At 62.0% G+C, this 15,704-nt stretch carries 18 protein-coding genes and 1 pseudogene; 3 read left to right on the forward strand and 16 right to left on the reverse strand.

The features are described from left to right. Positions 1-10 precede the first annotated feature (10 nt). The 12 genes from PHAMO_RS14805 to PHAMO_RS14860 form a co-directional block, all read right to left on the reverse strand. Entirely contained in the window at positions 11-646 is a 636-nt protein-coding gene (locus tag PHAMO_RS14805) for a vWA domain-containing protein (protein ID WP_002730463.1), read from the reverse strand. A gap of 32 nt (positions 647-678) precedes the next feature. Further along, entirely contained in the window at positions 679-1,314 is a 636-nt protein-coding gene (locus tag PHAMO_RS14810; RefSeq protein WP_002730465.1) for a vWA domain-containing protein, read from the reverse strand. A gap of 28 nt (positions 1,315-1,342) precedes the next feature. Then, entirely contained in the window at positions 1,343-1,921 is a 579-nt protein-coding gene (locus PHAMO_RS14815; RefSeq protein ID WP_002730467.1) for a TerD family protein, read from the reverse strand. 192 nt (positions 1,922-2,113) lie between these two features. Continuing rightward, on the reverse strand, positions 2,114-3,166 hold the full coding sequence (locus PHAMO_RS14820; protein ID WP_002730468.1) for a TerC/Alx family metal homeostasis membrane protein: 1,053 nt from the start codon (positions 3,164-3,166) through the stop codon (positions 2,114-2,116). A 13-nt stretch (positions 3,167-3,179) separates the two neighbouring features. Further along, on the reverse strand, positions 3,180-3,632 hold the full coding sequence (locus PHAMO_RS14825; protein WP_002730469.1) for a tellurite resistance TerB family protein: 453 nt from the start codon (positions 3,630-3,632) through the stop codon (positions 3,180-3,182). 12 nt (positions 3,633-3,644) lie between these two features. Then, entirely contained in the window at positions 3,645-4,895 is a 1,251-nt protein-coding gene (locus PHAMO_RS14830) for a TerD family protein (RefSeq protein ID WP_002730470.1), read from the reverse strand. 24 nt (positions 4,896-4,919) lie between these two features. After that, positions 4,920-5,501, reverse strand: a complete 582-nt coding sequence (locus PHAMO_RS14835; protein WP_002730471.1) for a TerD family protein — start codon at positions 5,499-5,501, stop codon at positions 4,920-4,922. Positions 5,502-5,511: 10 nt separating this feature from the next. Continuing rightward, the gene (locus PHAMO_RS14840) at positions 5,512-6,090 is read right to left on the reverse strand and encodes a TerD family protein (RefSeq protein ID WP_002730472.1); all 579 of its coding nucleotides are present in this window, start codon (positions 6,088-6,090) and stop codon (positions 5,512-5,514) included. A gap of 629 nt (positions 6,091-6,719) precedes the next feature. Continuing rightward, positions 6,720-7,634 carry an HpcH/HpaI aldolase/citrate lyase family protein gene (locus PHAMO_RS14845; protein WP_002730474.1) on the reverse strand — a complete coding sequence of 305 codons (915 nt, stop codon included), beginning with the start codon at positions 7,632-7,634 and terminating at the stop codon, positions 6,720-6,722. After that, positions 7,631-8,722: a cysteine protease StiP family protein gene (locus PHAMO_RS14850; protein WP_002730475.1), complete on the reverse strand. Its 1,092-nt coding sequence runs from the start codon at positions 8,720-8,722 to the stop codon at positions 7,631-7,633. The genes PHAMO_RS14845 and PHAMO_RS14850 overlap by 4 nt, the downstream gene beginning before the upstream one ends. Beyond that, positions 8,719-9,480, reverse strand: coding sequence for an HAD family hydrolase (locus PHAMO_RS14855; RefSeq protein WP_002730477.1), 762 nt, complete (start codon positions 9,478-9,480; stop codon positions 8,719-8,721). The genes PHAMO_RS14850 and PHAMO_RS14855 overlap by 4 nt, the downstream gene beginning before the upstream one ends. Before the next feature lies 1 nt (position 9,481). Continuing rightward, positions 9,482-10,627, reverse strand: a complete 1,146-nt coding sequence (locus tag PHAMO_RS14860) for a phosphoribosyltransferase domain-containing protein (protein ID WP_040567455.1) — start codon at positions 10,625-10,627, stop codon at positions 9,482-9,484. Positions 10,628-11,013: 386 nt separating this feature from the next. Here PHAMO_RS14860 and PHAMO_RS14865 point away from each other — a divergent pair, with 386 nt between their 5' ends. The 3 genes from PHAMO_RS14865 to PHAMO_RS14870 all read left to right on the forward strand — a co-directional run bounded on the left by PHAMO_RS14865 (position 11,014) and on the right by PHAMO_RS14870 (position 14,170). After that, on the forward strand, positions 11,014-11,247 hold the full coding sequence (locus PHAMO_RS14865; protein ID WP_002730482.1) for a hypothetical protein: 234 nt from the start codon (positions 11,014-11,016) through the stop codon (positions 11,245-11,247). Between the two features lie 90 nt (positions 11,248-11,337). Then, positions 11,338-11,628 carry a hypothetical protein gene (locus tag PHAMO_RS19565; RefSeq protein ID WP_002730484.1) on the forward strand — a complete coding sequence of 97 codons (291 nt, stop codon included), beginning with the start codon at positions 11,338-11,340 and terminating at the stop codon, positions 11,626-11,628. Positions 11,629-12,481: 853 nt separating this feature from the next. Then, positions 12,482-14,170 carry a methyl-accepting chemotaxis protein gene (locus PHAMO_RS14870; RefSeq protein ID WP_002730485.1) on the forward strand — a complete coding sequence of 563 codons (1,689 nt, stop codon included), beginning with the start codon at positions 12,482-12,484 and terminating at the stop codon, positions 14,168-14,170. Positions 14,171-14,316: 146 nt separating this feature from the next. Here PHAMO_RS14870 and PHAMO_RS20115 read toward each other — a convergent pair whose 3' ends face one another. The 4 genes and pseudogenes from PHAMO_RS20115 to PHAMO_RS19750 form a co-directional block, all read right to left on the reverse strand. After that, complete coding sequence (locus PHAMO_RS20115) at positions 14,317-14,571, reverse strand: RES domain-containing protein (protein WP_235720858.1); 255 nt, start codon at positions 14,569-14,571, stop codon at positions 14,317-14,319. 49 nt (positions 14,572-14,620) lie between these two features. Continuing rightward, complete coding sequence (locus tag PHAMO_RS14880) at positions 14,621-15,109, reverse strand: hypothetical protein (RefSeq protein WP_155801826.1); 489 nt, start codon at positions 15,107-15,109, stop codon at positions 14,621-14,623. 4 nt (positions 15,110-15,113) lie between these two features. Then, positions 15,114-15,320 carry a hypothetical protein gene (locus tag PHAMO_RS19570; protein WP_002730488.1) on the reverse strand — a complete coding sequence of 69 codons (207 nt, stop codon included), beginning with the start codon at positions 15,318-15,320 and terminating at the stop codon, positions 15,114-15,116. 61 nt (positions 15,321-15,381) lie between these two features. Further along, positions 15,382-15,704 (reverse strand): annotated as a pseudogene (locus PHAMO_RS19750) (hypothetical protein); the annotation flags it as partial.

Genomic DNA, 15,704 nt, shown 5'->3' on the forward strand with positions numbered 1-15,704 from the left:
CATTCCCCTCTTAGAAGACCACCTGGATTTCGGGCGGCGGCGGCGGCAGAGCCACGGTGGTGGTGGTCCCCATCGACTTGTTGCCGCCCGAGATCGTCGCCGTCACCCACTTGAAGAAGCTCGTGAACCCGGCGCTGTCCATGGTGTCCAGGGACACCACGTGGTCGCACAGGGGCTGGAGATCCTCCTTGCGGGCCTTAGGGCCGGCAACGCAGCCGATGACGCTGGCGAAGCCGATGGAGCGGATGAGCGGGCACTGCTCCTCGAAGAGTTGGATGTCCGATGGCTTGCCGTCGGACATCACGAACAGGTATGGAGCCCAGTCGCCCTTCTCCTCGGCCGTGGACCGCTTGATCTCCCGGCGGATACGGGCTCCCAGGGTCTCAAGGGCGAGACCGAGGTGGGTCGGGCCGGACTGGGGGGTGGTGATCACCGGCACCTGTAGTTCGTCCAGGGCCGTAAGCGGGACCACAACCTTGGCGTCCGAATCGAACGTGATGATGCTGACATGCACCGTCTCCAGGGCGTGCGGGTCCTGGCGCAGGGCGCTGACCATGACTCGGATGCCCGTGTTGACGGCCTCGATCGGCTCGCCCCGCATGGAGCCGGACGTGTCGAGCAGCAAATAGACCGGAAGCCTTCTCACGCGTCCCTCCCCTCTTCTTCAGGCGGCTTCGTTCAGACCAGAGTGATCTGGGGCGGGGGCGGGGGCAGTTCGCTGATCTCGCTGGACTCGGCCTTGGTGAGGTCAACCTTCTTGGACGAGGTCGAGATCGAGGCGGAGACCCACTTGAAGAACGCGCCGATGGTCGAGGAATCGGCGGTGTCGAGCGACACGACGACTTCGGTGATCTGCTTCAGGATCTTCGTGTCGGCCTGCGGGCCGGCCGCGCAGGCGATCACCATGCCGGTCTTGACCTTGCGGAATTCGTTCAGGCCCTTCTCCCAGTCGTCGGTGGGCTGGCCATCGGTCATAATGAACACGAGCGGTTTCCAGTCGCCCTTCTCCTCGGCGGTGGTCTTCTTGACCTCGCGCTCGATGCACTCTTTGACCACCTTTAGTGCGTCGCCCAGCGAGGTCGTGGAGCCAGCCTCTACGGTCGGGGGCTGGAACGCCATCAACTCGGTCAGCGGAACGACCTGGCGGGCCTTCTCGTCGAAGACGATCACGGACAGGAAGGCGGTCTCAAGGGCGTAGGGGTCGGTCCGCAGGGTGCTGACGAGCATCTGCATGCCGTTGCGGACGGCCTCGATAGGCTCACCGTGCATGGAGCCGGAGACATCAAGGACGAGGTAGACGGGAAGGCGGCGCATTAGCCTTTCTCCTATTTCTTTGCTTGGTTCAGGCCACGTCGATGCCGTACTGGGCGCACATGGCGGCGAGGCCGCCAGAGTATCCCTGGCCGACGGCCCGGAACTTCCAGTCCTCGTTATGACGGTAGATCTCGCCAAAGATCATCGCGGTCTCGGTCGAGTAATCTTCGGAAAGGTCGTAGCGGGCGATCTCTTTGTCCGTCTCATCGTTGACGATGCGGATGAAGGCGTTCTTGACCTGCCCGAAATTCTGCTTCCTGCCTTCGGCGTCGTGGATGGTGACGGTGACCGCCACGGTCTGAACGTCCGCAGGGAGGAGGTCGAGGTCAACCTTGATCGCTTCGTCGTCGCCGTCGCCACTGCCGGTCTTATTGTCGCCGGTGTGCTCGACCGAGCCGTCGATAGACTTCAGGTTGTTGTAGAAGATGAATGCCTTCTCGTTCGGGACCTTGTGGTTCGACCCGAGCATAAACGCCGAGGCGTCCAGGTCGAAGTCGGCACCGTCGGTGGAACGGGCATCCCAGCCGAGGCCGATCAGTATCCTCTTGAGACCGGGCTCGCTCTTGGACAGGCTGACGTTTCCGCCCTTGCTCAACGAAATGGCCATGTTCTTCACCTACCTCCCGTTTCAGGCCAGCACGACCGTTGGGTGGTCGGCCAGCTCAAGCATCGCCCCGTCATTGGGCATCTTCCTGTAGCTCCAAACGCAGCCCTCCACGTCGGCGAGCCAATACCTTCACCCGCCGTGCCTTCTCCGACCCAGTGTCAGGTCGAAGTCGAAGACAGCCACCCTGAAGCATTAGGCCACGTCCTCCGGCTCCCGCTCGGCCTTGGCCGCCTCGGGTGCCTTGTCCTTCTCCGGCCAGGCGAACGACGCGACGATGCCGGCGGCCAGCGTGCCGAGGACGATCAATAGGCTTGTGTTGGCGGAAATGTGGATGAAGTCCCAGCCGAAGACGTGTTCTCCAGACTGGAGCGTCAGCTTGAACGCGATGAAGAACAGCAGGCAGATGACCGCCTTCTCCAAATGCACGAGGTACTTGGTCAACGCCGCGAGCACGAAGTACAACGAGCGGAGGCCGAGGACGGCGAAGATCATGGCCGCGTAGACCAGCAGCGGCTCCTGGGTGACCGCGATCACGGCCGGAACCGAGTCGAACGCGAACATCACGTCCGACGTCTCTATCGCCATCAGGCACAGGAAGGCCGGAGTGGCGAACACCGCCGAGTCCTTGGCAAGCTTGATCGTGGGATCCGACTTGGCGAGGTCCTTCACGATGGCCCGGGTGACGAAGAACCTCTCCGCGTGCAGGCGGGGGAAGATCGGCATCACCTTCTCGGTCATCTTCACCGACCAGTGCTCGGCGTAATCGGTGATCTCCTCGTCGTCCCCGCCGGACTTGAGCATCTTCCAACCCGACCAGGCGACGATCGCGGCAAAGACAAAGCCGACCCAAGGGGCGAGCATGAACAGGCCGGTTCCCGCCGCAACGAAGATAGCGCGGAAGACCAGGGCGCCGATGATGCCCCAGTACAGGATGCGGTGCTGGAGGGCACCCTTGATACCGAACGACGCGAAGATCGCCATGAAGACGATCAGGTTATCGACGGAGAGCGACTTCTCCAGCGCGACGCCCGCGAGATACAGGTCCGCCCAATGCTTGTCGAAACGGAACCAAAGATAGCCGTAGAACGCCACCGCCAGGCTGATCCAGAAGCCGGACCAGAGGCTGGCGTCGCGGACGGTGATCTCCGTGGTCTTCCGATGGGCGAACAGGTCCATGAAGACCGACAGGCCTATGGCCGCGAAGAAGATTATGATCGTCTCGATCGGGAAGCCGAAATGGGCCATAGGGAAGTCCTGGTCAGAGGTTGAAGTCGGAGGGGTTCAGACCGAGCTCGGAGCACATGCGGCGGACGACCGCCATCTCCTTTTCGTCGAAATCGCCGTCGGCTGCACCGATGGCGCAGCAGACACGGACAACCAATTGGGCCTGCGGCTTACCGCGGAACTTGCCCACGGCCTGCATGACCTCGCCGACGCCGATCGTGTTGTCGAACTCGAACTTCTCGACGTACTTCTGGAAGATCTTGATGACGTCCCCGGAGTCGAAGACCTTGAGCTGGTCGGAGGTCTGCAGGAAGCCCATCATCTTCTGCTTCTCCTCCGACGAAACCTTGCCGTCCGCGTAGGCGACTAGGGCGCAGCCGGCGACCACGGCCTCAAGCAGGTCCTTCGACTTGAACTTCGTGATCTCAGTGTTCATCGCATCCCGGGCCTCGGTGACATTCTTCTTCAGCCAATCCGCGAACGACATCTGTGTTCTCCTTCAATTTTTCGAGCCGGCGACCCAGCGGAGGCCCCAGCGATATGCCTTATCCATGTCCAGATGACCGCGGAAATACTGCTCCTCCTTGGTCACCTTCAGCTTGCCCTTGTCGTTCTCGATCAGGGCGATGGCACACATCCCCTGTCCGGACGCGGGATTGTCGAGCCGCACCTCAATGTCGTGCTGGCCAGGAACTTTCACAGTCGCCACGCCGTCGGCGGCCGCCCAGTTCGGGACGCCCTCGTAGATGAACGCAAACACGAGGATCCGTTTGATCTTTGACAGCTTGTCGCCATTGATGCGGATATTCTCTCCCTGGGCGATTGCCCCGGTGCGGTCGTCGCCAGCGTGCCGAATGAACGGCTCGCTGCGGTACTCGCCCCAGGCCTCGCCGAGCGCCTGGATGACGCCCTTGTCGCCGTCCTCCAGCTCCCAGAGACAGCCAAGGTCGAGATCGATACCCTTGTTCCCACCCAGAATCCTGCCCAGGAAGCCGCCCTTCTTTTCAGGTCTCTGGTTCCAGTTCAGGTTGAAGACAATCTCGCCGAAGCCTTCGCCAGCCTTCTTCTCAAGAGAGACGGACTGGCCCCGTTTCTCCAGGGTGACCTTGGTTAGGCTGACCGGCTTGGGCGCAGGTGGTGGCGGAGGAGGAGCCGGTTTCTCCTGCACGGGCGGAGGCGTCGAGGCATCGTCAGCGACGTCCACACCGTATTGGCGGGCCAATGGGGCCAAGCCGCCGACGAAGCCCTGCCCGACCGCCCGGATCTTCCATTGGCCGTTCCGGCGGTACACCTTGGCGAGGGTGATCGCCGTCTCCTTCATGCCCGCGACAGGCAGATCAAAGCGGGCGACCTCATGACCCGAGGACGGGTCAACGAGGCGGGCGAACACGCCCGTGAGGCTGCCGAAGCTCTGCCCACGGACCTGCCCCTCGTGGAGGGTCACGCAGACGTCAATGGACTCCACGTCGGCCGACACCTTGCCGGGCTCGACCTCGAACGCCTGCACGTCTGAGGCAAAACCGGTCGGGGGGGAAGGCAGGAAGCGGACGGACCCGTCCGGTGAGGATTGAGCCCCGTAGAAGACGAAATACCCATCGTCTGGAACCTTCCCGTCCGCCTTGACCATGAAGACCGAGGCGTCGATCTCCATCCCGGCCACGGACTTTGGCTCCCATCCGACCGCGACCAGTATCCGGCTACATTCGGGGATGCCGACATTCGCGCCCGGCGTCAGGACTACCACCGCCATTCGTCTCCCCCCCTCTCGCGGCCCTTAGAGGGCCGACTGGATCGTCGGCATCATGTCGTGGAAGGTGCGGCCGGTCGTCTTCTCGCCGATCGCGTGGATCTTCCACTCTTCATTGTGTCGGTAGATCTTGGCCATCACCAAGCCGGTGTGGGAACCAGCCTCACCGAGGGCGAATTTTGCCAACTCCTTGCCGGACACTTCGTCCACCACCCGGCAGTAGGCGTTCGCCACCTTGTCGAAGGACTGGCCGCGGAACGAGTTGACAGTGAAGACCAGCGACTTGACGGTCGCAGGCAGTTTCGACAGGTCGACCTTGATAGTCTCATCGTCGCCGTCGCCCGCGCCGGTGAGGTTGTCGCCGGTGTGGACGATGGCACCACTCATGCCCTTGAGCTGGCGGAACCAGATCTCGTCCACTTGCTTGCCGGTCTCATCGAAAACTAGGCAGGACGCATCTAGGTCTATGTCCTCGTTGCCGCCGAAGAGGCCTCCGAGGAGGCCTCCCTTCTTGGCGACATCCCAGCCGAGTCCCATGAAAATACGGGTCAGGGAGGTGCCGTCCTTGGACAGGCTGACCTTCTGGCCCTTCGTGAGAGAGACGGTCATGTCGGCCCCCTTAACCGATGTTGACGCCGAAATTCTTGGCGAGCGGGCCGAGGCCGTCGGCGAAGCCCTGGCCTATGGCCTTGAACTTCCACTCGCCGCCGTTGCGGTAGATCTCACCGAAGATCATCGCCGTTTCGGTCGAGTAGTCCTCAGACAAATCGTAGCGAGCGATCTCCTTGCCGTCGGCCTTATTGACGACCCGGATATAGGCGTTGGCGACCTGGCCGAAATTCTGCTTGCGGGCCTCGGCCTCGTGAATCGTCACCGAGAAGGCGACCTTCAGCACGTCGGCGGGAACATTGGACAGGTTGATCGAGACGACCTCGTCGTCGCCATCGCCCGAGCCGGTCTGGTTGTCGCCTTGGTGAACGATCGAGCCGTCGGCGGAGGTTTTGTTGTTGTAGAAGATGAAGTCGGCGTCGCTACGGACCTTCCCCCCTTCGTTCAGCAGGAATGCCGAGGCGTCGAGGTCGAACGCAGAGCCGTCGGTGACACGGGCGTCCCAGCCCAGGCCGACGTCGATGGCGGTGAGGCCGGGGGCCTCCTTGGTCAGGGAGACGTTACCGCCCTTCGACAGCGAAACAGCCATTGGATAACTCCGACATTGTCGTTGAAGAAAGAAACCAGGAAAAAAAACCGCAAAAGATCCTCCGTTCCGGAGGCTGCGCCAAGGAACACGCGGCCACCGAAAGTTGATGGATTTTCGCAGTCCCGGTAATCGAGTCAAGCCGTATTAGCGTTTCGGTAGCACATGAGGTTTCCCCTCCACGGCCCCGACGATACCCCTCAGGACGCGGCGTATTACCGGCATACGCCCCTTGCTATACGACGTGTGGACATGGCCGACGGGGCCGGAGCGATGTGGCACCGCCATCTCCTGGCATATACAATCTAACCGTGTGGCGATTATTGTCAGGGGGACAGGAGTTGAAGGTCAAGCTCAACCCAGGGTTATCGAACACCGACGACGCGCTCGACGTTCGTCCATAGGGTGACCCATTCCAACCCGTGTCCGCCCCCAGCAGAGGCGGAAGGCGGTCTCGGAGCGCAGGGACGCCTTCGAGTCGGAGGACGTCCTCGTCTAGCTGATGGGCGGGCCGGAGGTCATGGGCACGGTCGACTGCAAACACGAGATCAACGGCGAGCGTTTGAACTTCCGCGCTCGCTTACTACGCCGAACGATCTTCTGTGCCCATCAGTACACACCCATTAAGTACGTCACAAAACCACCGGCAGCCTGTCCAGGAACGTCTCCTTCCCTTCGACGCCGTAAACCTCGGACCTCTCGACGATCGAACGGGCCCATTCGGAATGGGTGGCTGGCTCGCACATAACCCCGTCCACCTGGAAAACAGCCGGCGCGTCCCCATCGAGCACCCGCCGCGCCATTGCCAGGTCCGCGTCGTAGACCCTGTAGTGCCTCTCGATCCGGGAGACCTGGGATGGATGGATCGCCGTCTTGCCCACCAGCCCGTGCTCGACGTCGCGGACGACCTCTTCGTTCAGGGTCTCGGCGTCGCCGAAATCGTCGAACACGGGGGCCGTCAGCGGGAAACCGAAAGGCCTGAACGCCGCAACCAGGGACGCCACCACCGGTCCCGCGGCAGTGTCGTAAATGGTCCGCCTTGGCCGACGGCGGATTCCGAGCAGGTTCAGCAGGTCGTTGCCACCGATCCGGACCGCGAGGATTCGCTTCATGATGGCGGGCTCGGACATGGCCGCGCGCAGGTCGGCGATGGCCGCAGGGTCGAACGCCTCCTTGGTCTCCACGGTCGGCATCATCAGGAACCGCTCCGGGACCATGGCCGCGTAGGAGGCTAGGCTGTCCCGGGTAACCTTGGGCAGGACGAAGCCGTCGATCCGCCCGACCCCCGTCATCTCCAGGATGCGACCGAGTACCTCGGCGTTCCGGGGTCGGATGAAGACGAGGGGATGCTCCGTCGCGATCTGCGGAAGGCACTCCCTCAGGTTCCCCAGGGCGGCCTCGACCTGGCTCGGCTTGATGCTGTCCTCGGTGCAGAGGATGACGGATTTGAGTCCGGGGTACCGCTCGCCGTTGGCCACGGCCGCGAGGTCAGGGCGGGTGGCGGGCACGTAGAGGCTCGCACCGAGGCGAAGATGCGAGATGGTCATGCGTCCCCCAAAGTCTTGATCACGGCGCACGCGCCGTACGGAAGGCCGGGATCGGCCTCCACCGCCACGCCTCTTTCGGCCGCGAGGAACATCAGGTGCCCGACGTCGCGGGCGTTAGGGTCGCGGATGAACAGCCGTTCCGGCATCCGCCGCAGCAGGGCCCGCGTGGCCTCGCCGATACCCGGCTTGATCCTGTTCCTGTCCTTCGCCCCTGTCTGGACGAGCATCGACTCCACGAATGCCGTGGACACTGCGGCGGTCCGCGACCGCTCTTCGCGGCTCCACGACGCCGGCTCGGCGTTGTGGAGGCAGGCGAGCACGTCCTCCATCTGGTCGTCTACGTACCAGCGGCTCAGGTCCATGTCTGCGAGGTAGTCCAGCACTACGCATCCGTGGAAGTCACCCGGCCCGACCACCTCGTCGTTCAGAACCGTGCGGCTGACGAGCCCCGAGACGACGCCGTTCAGGATCGCAGAGGGGATGACATAATCTTCGTCGCCGGCGGCGAGGTCGGCCACGCCCGCAAGGTCGGACAGAACGCACAGGGGGGCCCCGGCAAGGTCCGGAATGTCGTTGGAGATGGCCTTGGCGAGCTCGGAGCCTATCGCCCCCTTGCCCGTCCAGCCATCCACGAAGACCACGTCCGACGCGGAATGTCTGCCAAGGATCGCCCGCATGGCCACCAGATCGATGCCCCTGTCGCGGATGATGGAGATCGAGTAGTGAGTCGCCTTCCGCCCCAACGCGGCGAGCGCCCGCTTCAGCAGCACACCGACGGGCGTTCCCGCCCGGGCAAGACTAACCAAGACGGTCTCGTCGGCTCCCCGCAGGGCCAGCGCCTTCGCCAGTCGGGCGACGTCGCGACCAACGCGGGCGCGATTCACCTCGAAGGCCTCGCGGAAGGCGCGCATATATTCGCGCGTCGGGGCCCTCTCCGGGGCGAGCATCTCGCTGTAATGCCTCCGGCCGCTCTGGATCGCCGCCTCCTTCTCCTCGACGTCGACGCACGGCAGGACGACCGCCTTGAGTAGGAACGTGACGTCCGCGGGGTCGTAGCTCCCGCTGAACCCGTCCTCCAAACCCATCATTCCTTTTCCCCCGTCCAGGATGCCGCGAGCGGCGTCTGCCAGGATAAGACGGACACGATCTGGGATTTACTAGGGGCGACCGCGTAATCGCACAATTCCATGAAGCCGACGTCGGTCAGACTGTCACCGACGCCGACGGTCAGGACGGGTCCACCGCCCACGAAACGCTCCAGGAAGAAGGCCACCGCCGGGGCCTTCCCCAGGAACGGCGGCAGCAGGGCCATGTTGTTGCCGTTCAGGTGGATGGTCCAGCCTTCCGGGACCGCAGGCGAAACCGCAGTGGCCAAGCGGGCCATGTCCCCGCCATCCACAGCGTTGTGCTTGACCGAGATATACAGAGGCAGCCCGGCGTCACGGATGATCCGGTGGCGGACGTCCACGCGGTGGTCGGCGGCGGCGGCGACCGTGCCCAACAGCCCCTCCATGACGGCTTCCGTCCCGCCAGCGGCGTCAGCCATGCGCCCGTGCCACTCGGGCTCGGGCTTGCCGTCAGCGTCCAGGATCACGCCGCCGAACGAGCAGATCGCCCGCATGCCCAACGGGAGCGTCACTCTCAGAAAGGCGTCGATGCTACGTCCGGTGACGGGGACGACCAAGGCGTCTTTGGCGAGCCAGTCCAGGAAGGCCTCCTGGCGGCCGCAGCGGAACGACAACGGGTTGCCATCCCGATCCACGGCGGCGAGGCGGTCGGCATGCGGGTTCTTCCGCTGGGTCTGGAAAAGGGTGTCGTCGAGGTCGACAAAGACGACGCGCCGCATGTCAGCCTCCGGAGTTGTTGAAGAAAACGGGTTCGGCCCCGAGGGCCGCGATGAGGCCTTCCTGGGCGGTCTCGGGCGGGGTCTCGTAGCAGACGAGAATACGGTCGTACTGCCTGGGGCGGACGGAATAGAGGAAGTTGGGGATGCCATCCCGGTATGCGTCGGGGAATTCAAGTATCCCGTGAACGTCGTTGCCCTCCATAATCGGCGAGCGGGTCGTCGCCTGCACCATGACGTCCGCCCCCATCGCCGAGAGGCGGCGGGCAAGCTGGAACGGAGGATAGACGAACTCCCCGGTGCCGAGCACCAGAATGCGTTCCACGGGCTTCGCCTCAATCGCCGTCACATGATCCGGCAACGGGTGGGGTTCCCGCAGCCCGGTGCGGCCCCAGTTGACGGGGATCAGGGAATCCTTGAAACCGCCATCTCCGGTCACGTCCGGCATCCTCGGCAGCGGGGCGTCGGAGGGGACGAAGGAATAGTGCCCCTCCAGCAGGGAGACGAAGTCCGTCCGGGCGGGCATCGCATCACGGATCTCCTCCCGCCTCACCTCGCCCATCCAGTCGGTGATGGTGACACAGACGATCCGGGACAGGCCCGGCATGTGCCGCCGACACGCCTCGGCGAGGGCAACGAACGTCGATCCCGTGGACGCCTCATCGTCCACCAGGACCAGTGTCCGGCAGATCGCGAACAAGTCGGCGTCTGCGGGGTGGGCCGGTTCGTGGATCAGATGCCCGGTGGCATGACTGTGACTCTCCTCGAAGGTCGAGAGCAGCCGGTGGCCCGCCAAGTGGTAGCGGGTCGAGTGGATGAACAGCAGGTCGCCCCGTTTGGACATGGTCCGCCAGGCGTCGTGAACGCCGTGCCCGAGTGCAATGGCCGTCTCGGCCATCCCGACCACGACGGCGGGGCCGGGAAGACCAGCTGGCAGCCTCGCCGCCAACCTGCGGTGGACCATACGCATGGTGGCGGGCCGGACGGGAATATGGCGGCCCAGAACGCGGCTGACGAAAAGAAACGGACGCTTTGGGTTCCTGCGGCTAGCAAAGCCACACAAGGCGTCGAGGGGCAGGTCACCACGGTCCACCGCCACACGAAGCTCGCCTCCGGCAAGTTTGACCGAGGCGGCCCTGGGAGGTTCCATGGCGGCCACGGGCCGACTTCGGCAGTCGGTCGCCAAGATGGTGTCCATGGCCTCCCCCTCGGCACCAGCAGTGCCAGCGTCTTTGATCTGGATTCGGCGTTTTTTAGGTAGGTTTCCAGCACCAAAACGCTAACAAAACGGCCGAAAGCAATCAAGGAGACCTACGGACACCGCTCCGCGGTCTCTGTCCGTCGTCCGTCGGTAATCCCCCCTTCAAGGCGGCATCGCCCGCACCATCGGCTGGGCACTGGCAGGTGTGACGTATAGCGTCACACTGAGCCGCACCACGGGGGACGAATACGACCCCAGCACCGTGAATGTAACCCCAGGGGTCACTAAAGACCTTCAAGGCCAAGGGGCTGATTGAGAATTAGGGCGCCTATTAATTGGCGAACCAGTTGGTCGCCGCAGGGGATCGCCGCGTCTCGATTGTGGCAACCGCCCTGAAGACTGACCCGTCCCCTGGCGACACCTTGACGGCAGACGGTCAGACCTGGACCGTCATCGCAGTATCGTCAGACCCGGCGAAGGCCGTGTGGGTTGTTGCTGGTTCGCTGATGGATGCCGCCCCCGCTCAGCACGGATTGGGGCGGCGCTATCGGCAAACTGCGAACACATGACTCAATGCCATCACAAAATATATTTTTGATTGATCACGTAGATATGAAGACGCAACCTTTAAATAGTGACCCAAAACATGGACCGCGAAGATGGCGAGTACGATTGGCATTCGAGTTTATCGCATTGGCGTGAATGAACGCGGGAATAGCGCCCTGCTCCCGTTAAACAGCAACAACCTAAAAACTTCAGCCCCTAAATTCATCTCAAATTTTATCAATGAACATGCCGCAGTTATCAAAAATAATGAATTAGAACGAACTTGGTACTTTGAGATAAAAATGAAGATAGCATCGGAAGCAGCCAGGGCTACTTTCACTACAGAACATTTGGTTTCGAGAGCAACCTTATTGATACAAAAAAGCCGCAATTATCGCAGATAAGGTAACAGATGTTGAGGAAATACCTCTTTATTGCGAATTCCGGTGTCCAGAAAAGGGGAAATTCGGTCTAGTTGCATTTCAATTTTTCCAAGGCCGCTCATGCATCAACCTCGTCATGTCGTGCATGAAGGACCGCTTTGAAAAAGCAAACCCGGGGCACGTTCTATCATTCAAAAAATTACAGCCGAATGATGTGCGCGGTAGCGCATACGCCTCTGCACCTGTCAGGCAATTGCAACTGGACACTTCCGGAAACCAGCCTTGACCGGCCGATGTAGCAGTAACGGGGGGAGTGGTGGCCCGGGTCATTGAGATGAAGACCGTCGTCAAGGTGCATCTGCCTTCCGCCACCCCATACCAGGATATCTTGCGCCTCGTCCTTGGGCGGCTGCCGCGACTGGTCACCTGACCGACGGGGCGAAGTGCCCCAGACTCCCACCCGAAATCCTCAACCCGCCAGACCGAACCACACCACACCCGATCCCTTCGATCGGCGACGGACGGACGCGCCTCTACACAACCTGAAGAGGAGTGGCATGGACATCGGTAGGGAGGGGCTGGGGCAGAGATGAATAAAAGCTGATAGTTGATGTCGTATTGGCTTTCCGCCATCGACTCCACACCTCTTTTATTATTATAGGTATATAATTTATCATCTATAAATACATTGAACACACCCAAATCTCCTAAAAAATAGTGAATTACCCTTAACATTAGCGTTATATAATATAAGCAGTATCCCCTCTTGGATTCTGGTTGCCCGCGTCCCATCATATATAAAATGGATAGGGGGCCTTTATGCCAGGCACATCGATTGGGCGATGCTTGGTATTGACAAAAAGGAAGGGGAGCAATGAAAGCTCTGAACAATCTTAAAATTCCGATGAAAATCATACTGGCATTCGCCGTGGTGATGGTCGTCGTTGTCATCAATACCGGGGTAAGCTTGGTAAAAATGGCGGCAATGGATCAGGCGAGCGAAGAAGTTATCAACAATCTTATGCCGAGTGCGACCGCTCTGGGGGGGCTGGAAACACTGGTTGTGGAGCATCGACTTCACGAACTTGCTCATGTAATCGCGACGACTACCGACGAAATGAAGAAACAAGAGACCAACATAAATAATAGACGAAATCAGATAGCTGAGATTCTTCGCACTTATACAACGATGATTATTTCACCAGAGGAACAGGAGATTTACGATAAATTCTATCGAAGCTGGGAAATTTACATTCCAGCCTCCGAAAAAGCGCTCGACCTGTCCCGCCGCGGCCTTAAGCAGGAAGCCCGTGCAACCCAATTGAGCGAGGGGCTGAGTACGTATGGGGAGGCCCGCAAGAATCTGGTCGCCGCCATCACCTTCAACACCAAGACCGCAGGAACCGTCGGTCAGGAAGCCAAGAAAAGCTATCATCAGGCCCAGATCACGGCGTTCGTTTCGCTGGGGTTGCTTCTTGCCCTGATCGGGCTGCTCGCCCTTGGTTTGCAGAAAAGCGTTGCGGCACCGATTGGCGAGATGACCGGAGCGATGCGCCGACTTGCCGATGGCGACAAGACGATCGAGATTCCCGCCCGCGACCGGGGCGACGAAATCGGGCAGATGGCTGAAGCGGTCCAGGTGTTCAAAGACAACGCCATTATCAGCGACCGTATGGCCGCCGAGCGCGAGGTGGAACAGTCAACGCGCGAGGCGCGCGGCAAGCGGATCGAGAGCCTGACGGGCGAGTTCGACCGCGCCATCGCCAGCGTCGTCGATCTGCTATCCGACTCGGCCAGCCAAATGGAGCAAACGGCCCAGGGGCTGACCGGAAACGCCGAGCGCGCCAATCACCAGGCGGCAACCGTCGCCGCCGCGACCGAAGAGGCGTCCGCCAGCGTCCAGACCGTTGCCAGCGCGGCCGAGGAACTGTCGGCGTCGATCATGGAAATCGGCCGCCAAGTTGAGCAATCTGCCCGCATATCCTATACCGCCAGCGAAGAGGCCGGACGCACCAACGACACGGTACGCGGTCTGGCCGAAGCGTCGGGACGGATCGGCGTGGTCGTCAATCTGATCAACGATATCGCGTCGCAGACCAATCTGCTGGCTTTGAACGCGACAATCGAGGCGGCCAGGGCGGGGGATGCTGGCAAGGGATTCGCCGTCGTCGCGGGAGAGGTCAAGCATCTCGCCAACCAGACCTCCAAGGCCACCGAGGAGATCGGCGCCCAGATTGGCGCGGTCCAGACCGCCACCGGCGCGGCAGTGACGGCGATCGCGGGAATCGTCAACCGGATCGAGGAAATCAAAACCATTGCCGGAGCGATCGCGGCCGCCGTCGAGGAGCAGTCCGCCGCCACCGCCGATATCGCTCGCAATGTTCAGCAGGCGGCGCAGGGAACCAATCAGGTGTCATCCAATATTGGCGGCGTGTCGCAATCTGCGGCAGAAACCGGCGAGGCCGCCGCGCTGGTTCTGACCTCGGCCCGTACGCTCAGTCGGGAATCCCAGCAAATGAAGGCCGTCGTGATCCGTTTCCTCCAAGATGTCCGTTCCGCCTGACGGCGGTTCCGGTTTGTCCGGCGATCGTGGCGTAGGGCCGTCGCCGGACGCGGCTGATCCGTTGGCCGAGCCGATGAGACTGTGCCCGTACGGCATTGGTAGGAGACCATGTTACCGGCTCGCAGATCGACCAGTCGAAGAGACTCCTACACGGTGATCGCGACATGGACGTAGACGTCAAGATCGCGCGAGGACAACAACAGCAGACCCGGGTTCAGGTTCCTGGTGTCACGAACGAGCGTCTCCAGGAACGCCGTCTCGAAGCTGCCGCCAGCATAGTAAACACCGAAGCGCGTTCTCGCGCTCTTCCACGGATCGGAAAAACGGCTGGGCGCATGGCCAAAGCCAAGCGGATCGGGATGAGAGTCACGGAAAATGTGGTGCCAGACGCCGCCAGCCACGGCCACAACGGCACAGAAGCCAGAGGATGGGGGGATCGGGACACAGATATCAGGCGAACGCGCCGACGGTAACGTTGGAGGCGACGGCCAACACGTCGTCTCCCCGTCCGCGCTTCAGAGCGTCGAGGGCACGGCAACCGCCCAATTCGGGATGGCTTTGCAGCAGGAAGCGATACACCGCCCAAGAATCCTCGCCCAGAATCGAGAACAGGCGCGGCAGGGTCGGAAGGAGTTGCCGGTTCTCCAACACCTGCCATTCCGGATAGCGGATGCCACGCTTGGCGAAATCGACCCCCAACACTTGGTGGCGCTTGCGCTTCAGACGGACACCCTCGCTGGACATACCTAACCACTCCGCCATGGCGGCGGTGCTCAACATCTCCGGGGCGGCCAGCAAATCTCGCTTGACGGCATCGCCGCGCGCCTTGGCCTCACGCAAAGTCCGTTCGAGCCCCTGCTCAGGCGTTTCGTCGATGACGGCCCGGTCGTCTTCCGGCTCGAAGGTCGCCAGGATTGAGGCGGAACCACCCTCTGCCACCCGCCTAGCATCCGTCCGGCTCAAATGGAGCCTCGCCAAGCGAACACCGGAGATGCCTTCCTCTCTTGAGGGCTTTGGTCACCTGCGCCATCTCGACGGGGCTCATGGTGCGCAGGGCGACCAACGCCATCCCCTCGATCTCGGCCGGACGGCCTTCCCGCGAGAACGGACGGCGGGGGGGCTGTGATGGCTTCGGGACTGTCTGTGTCATGGGCACCTCGCATCTGCCGACACTTTAGCCCACTTCGCCAAGTCTTCCCCTCTTCGCAGCATCACTCGATCCCCGGGCGGTATTCGAACCGGTCGGCGGCCTCGTGACCGGCGTGATAGGCGGCCCTCAGCACCCGCTTGCCCCGGCCGACACTCCGTTTTTCGAAGGTCATGCCAAGCCGGGCCAGTTCGTCATCGACCAAAGCCGCCTTGATCGGCACCAGATCGCGGCCGGTCGAGGCGCGCATGGAGGTCCCCCGTTCCTCATGCAAGGCGGTCAACTTGGCGGCGATGCCGTGGGCGAGACCGGTCTGGAACGAGGTGGTGGCGGCGGTGTTCCCGGTCGTAACCACGTGTTCGACAGCAACGGCCCGGATGGCCGCAT

It is taken from the genome of Magnetospirillum molischianum DSM 120, from assembly GCF_000294655.1.
Taxonomy (GTDB): domain Bacteria; phylum Pseudomonadota; class Alphaproteobacteria; order Rhodospirillales; family Magnetospirillaceae; genus Phaeospirillum; species Phaeospirillum molischianum.

Excerpts from the sequence above, each read along its gene's own strand:
- PHAMO_RS14810 (WP_002730465.1), bottom strand. The coding sequence starts at position 1,314 with ATGCGCCGCCTTCCCGTCTACCTCGTCCTTGATGTCTCCGGCTCCATG.
- PHAMO_RS14815 (WP_002730467.1), bottom strand. The coding sequence starts at position 1,921 with ATGGCCATTTCGTTGAGCAAGGGCGGAAACGTCAGCCTGTCCAAGAGC.
- PHAMO_RS14820 (WP_002730468.1), bottom strand. The coding sequence starts at position 3,166 with ATGGCCCATTTCGGCTTCCCGATCGAGACGATCATAATCTTCTTCGCG.
- PHAMO_RS14825 (WP_002730469.1), bottom strand. The coding sequence starts at position 3,632 with ATGTCGTTCGCGGATTGGCTGAAGAAGAATGTCACCGAGGCCCGGGAT.
- PHAMO_RS14830 (WP_002730470.1), bottom strand. The coding sequence starts at position 4,895 with ATGGCGGTGGTAGTCCTGACGCCGGGCGCGAATGTCGGCATCCCCGAA.
- PHAMO_RS14835 (WP_002730471.1), bottom strand. The coding sequence starts at position 5,501 with ATGACCGTCTCTCTCACGAAGGGCCAGAAGGTCAGCCTGTCCAAGGAC.
- PHAMO_RS14840 (WP_002730472.1), bottom strand. The coding sequence starts at position 6,090 with ATGGCTGTTTCGCTGTCGAAGGGCGGTAACGTCTCCCTGACCAAGGAG.
- PHAMO_RS14845 (WP_002730474.1), bottom strand. The coding sequence starts at position 7,634 with ATGACCATCTCGCATCTTCGCCTCGGTGCGAGCCTCTACGTGCCCGCC.
- PHAMO_RS14850 (WP_002730475.1), bottom strand. The coding sequence starts at position 8,722 with ATGATGGGTTTGGAGGACGGGTTCAGCGGGAGCTACGACCCCGCGGAC.
- PHAMO_RS14855 (WP_002730477.1), bottom strand. The coding sequence starts at position 9,480 with ATGCGGCGCGTCGTCTTTGTCGACCTCGACGACACCCTTTTCCAGACC.
- PHAMO_RS14860 (WP_040567455.1), bottom strand. The coding sequence starts at position 10,627 with ATGGAACCTCCCAGGGCCGCCTCGGTCAAACTTGCCGGAGGCGAGCTT.
- PHAMO_RS19565 (WP_002730484.1), top strand. The coding sequence starts at position 11,338 with ATGGCGAGTACGATTGGCATTCGAGTTTATCGCATTGGCGTGAATGAA.
- PHAMO_RS14870 (WP_002730485.1), top strand. The coding sequence starts at position 12,482 with ATGAAAGCTCTGAACAATCTTAAAATTCCGATGAAAATCATACTGGCA.
- PHAMO_RS19570 (WP_002730488.1), bottom strand. The coding sequence starts at position 15,320 with ATGACACAGACAGTCCCGAAGCCATCACAGCCCCCCCGCCGTCCGTTC.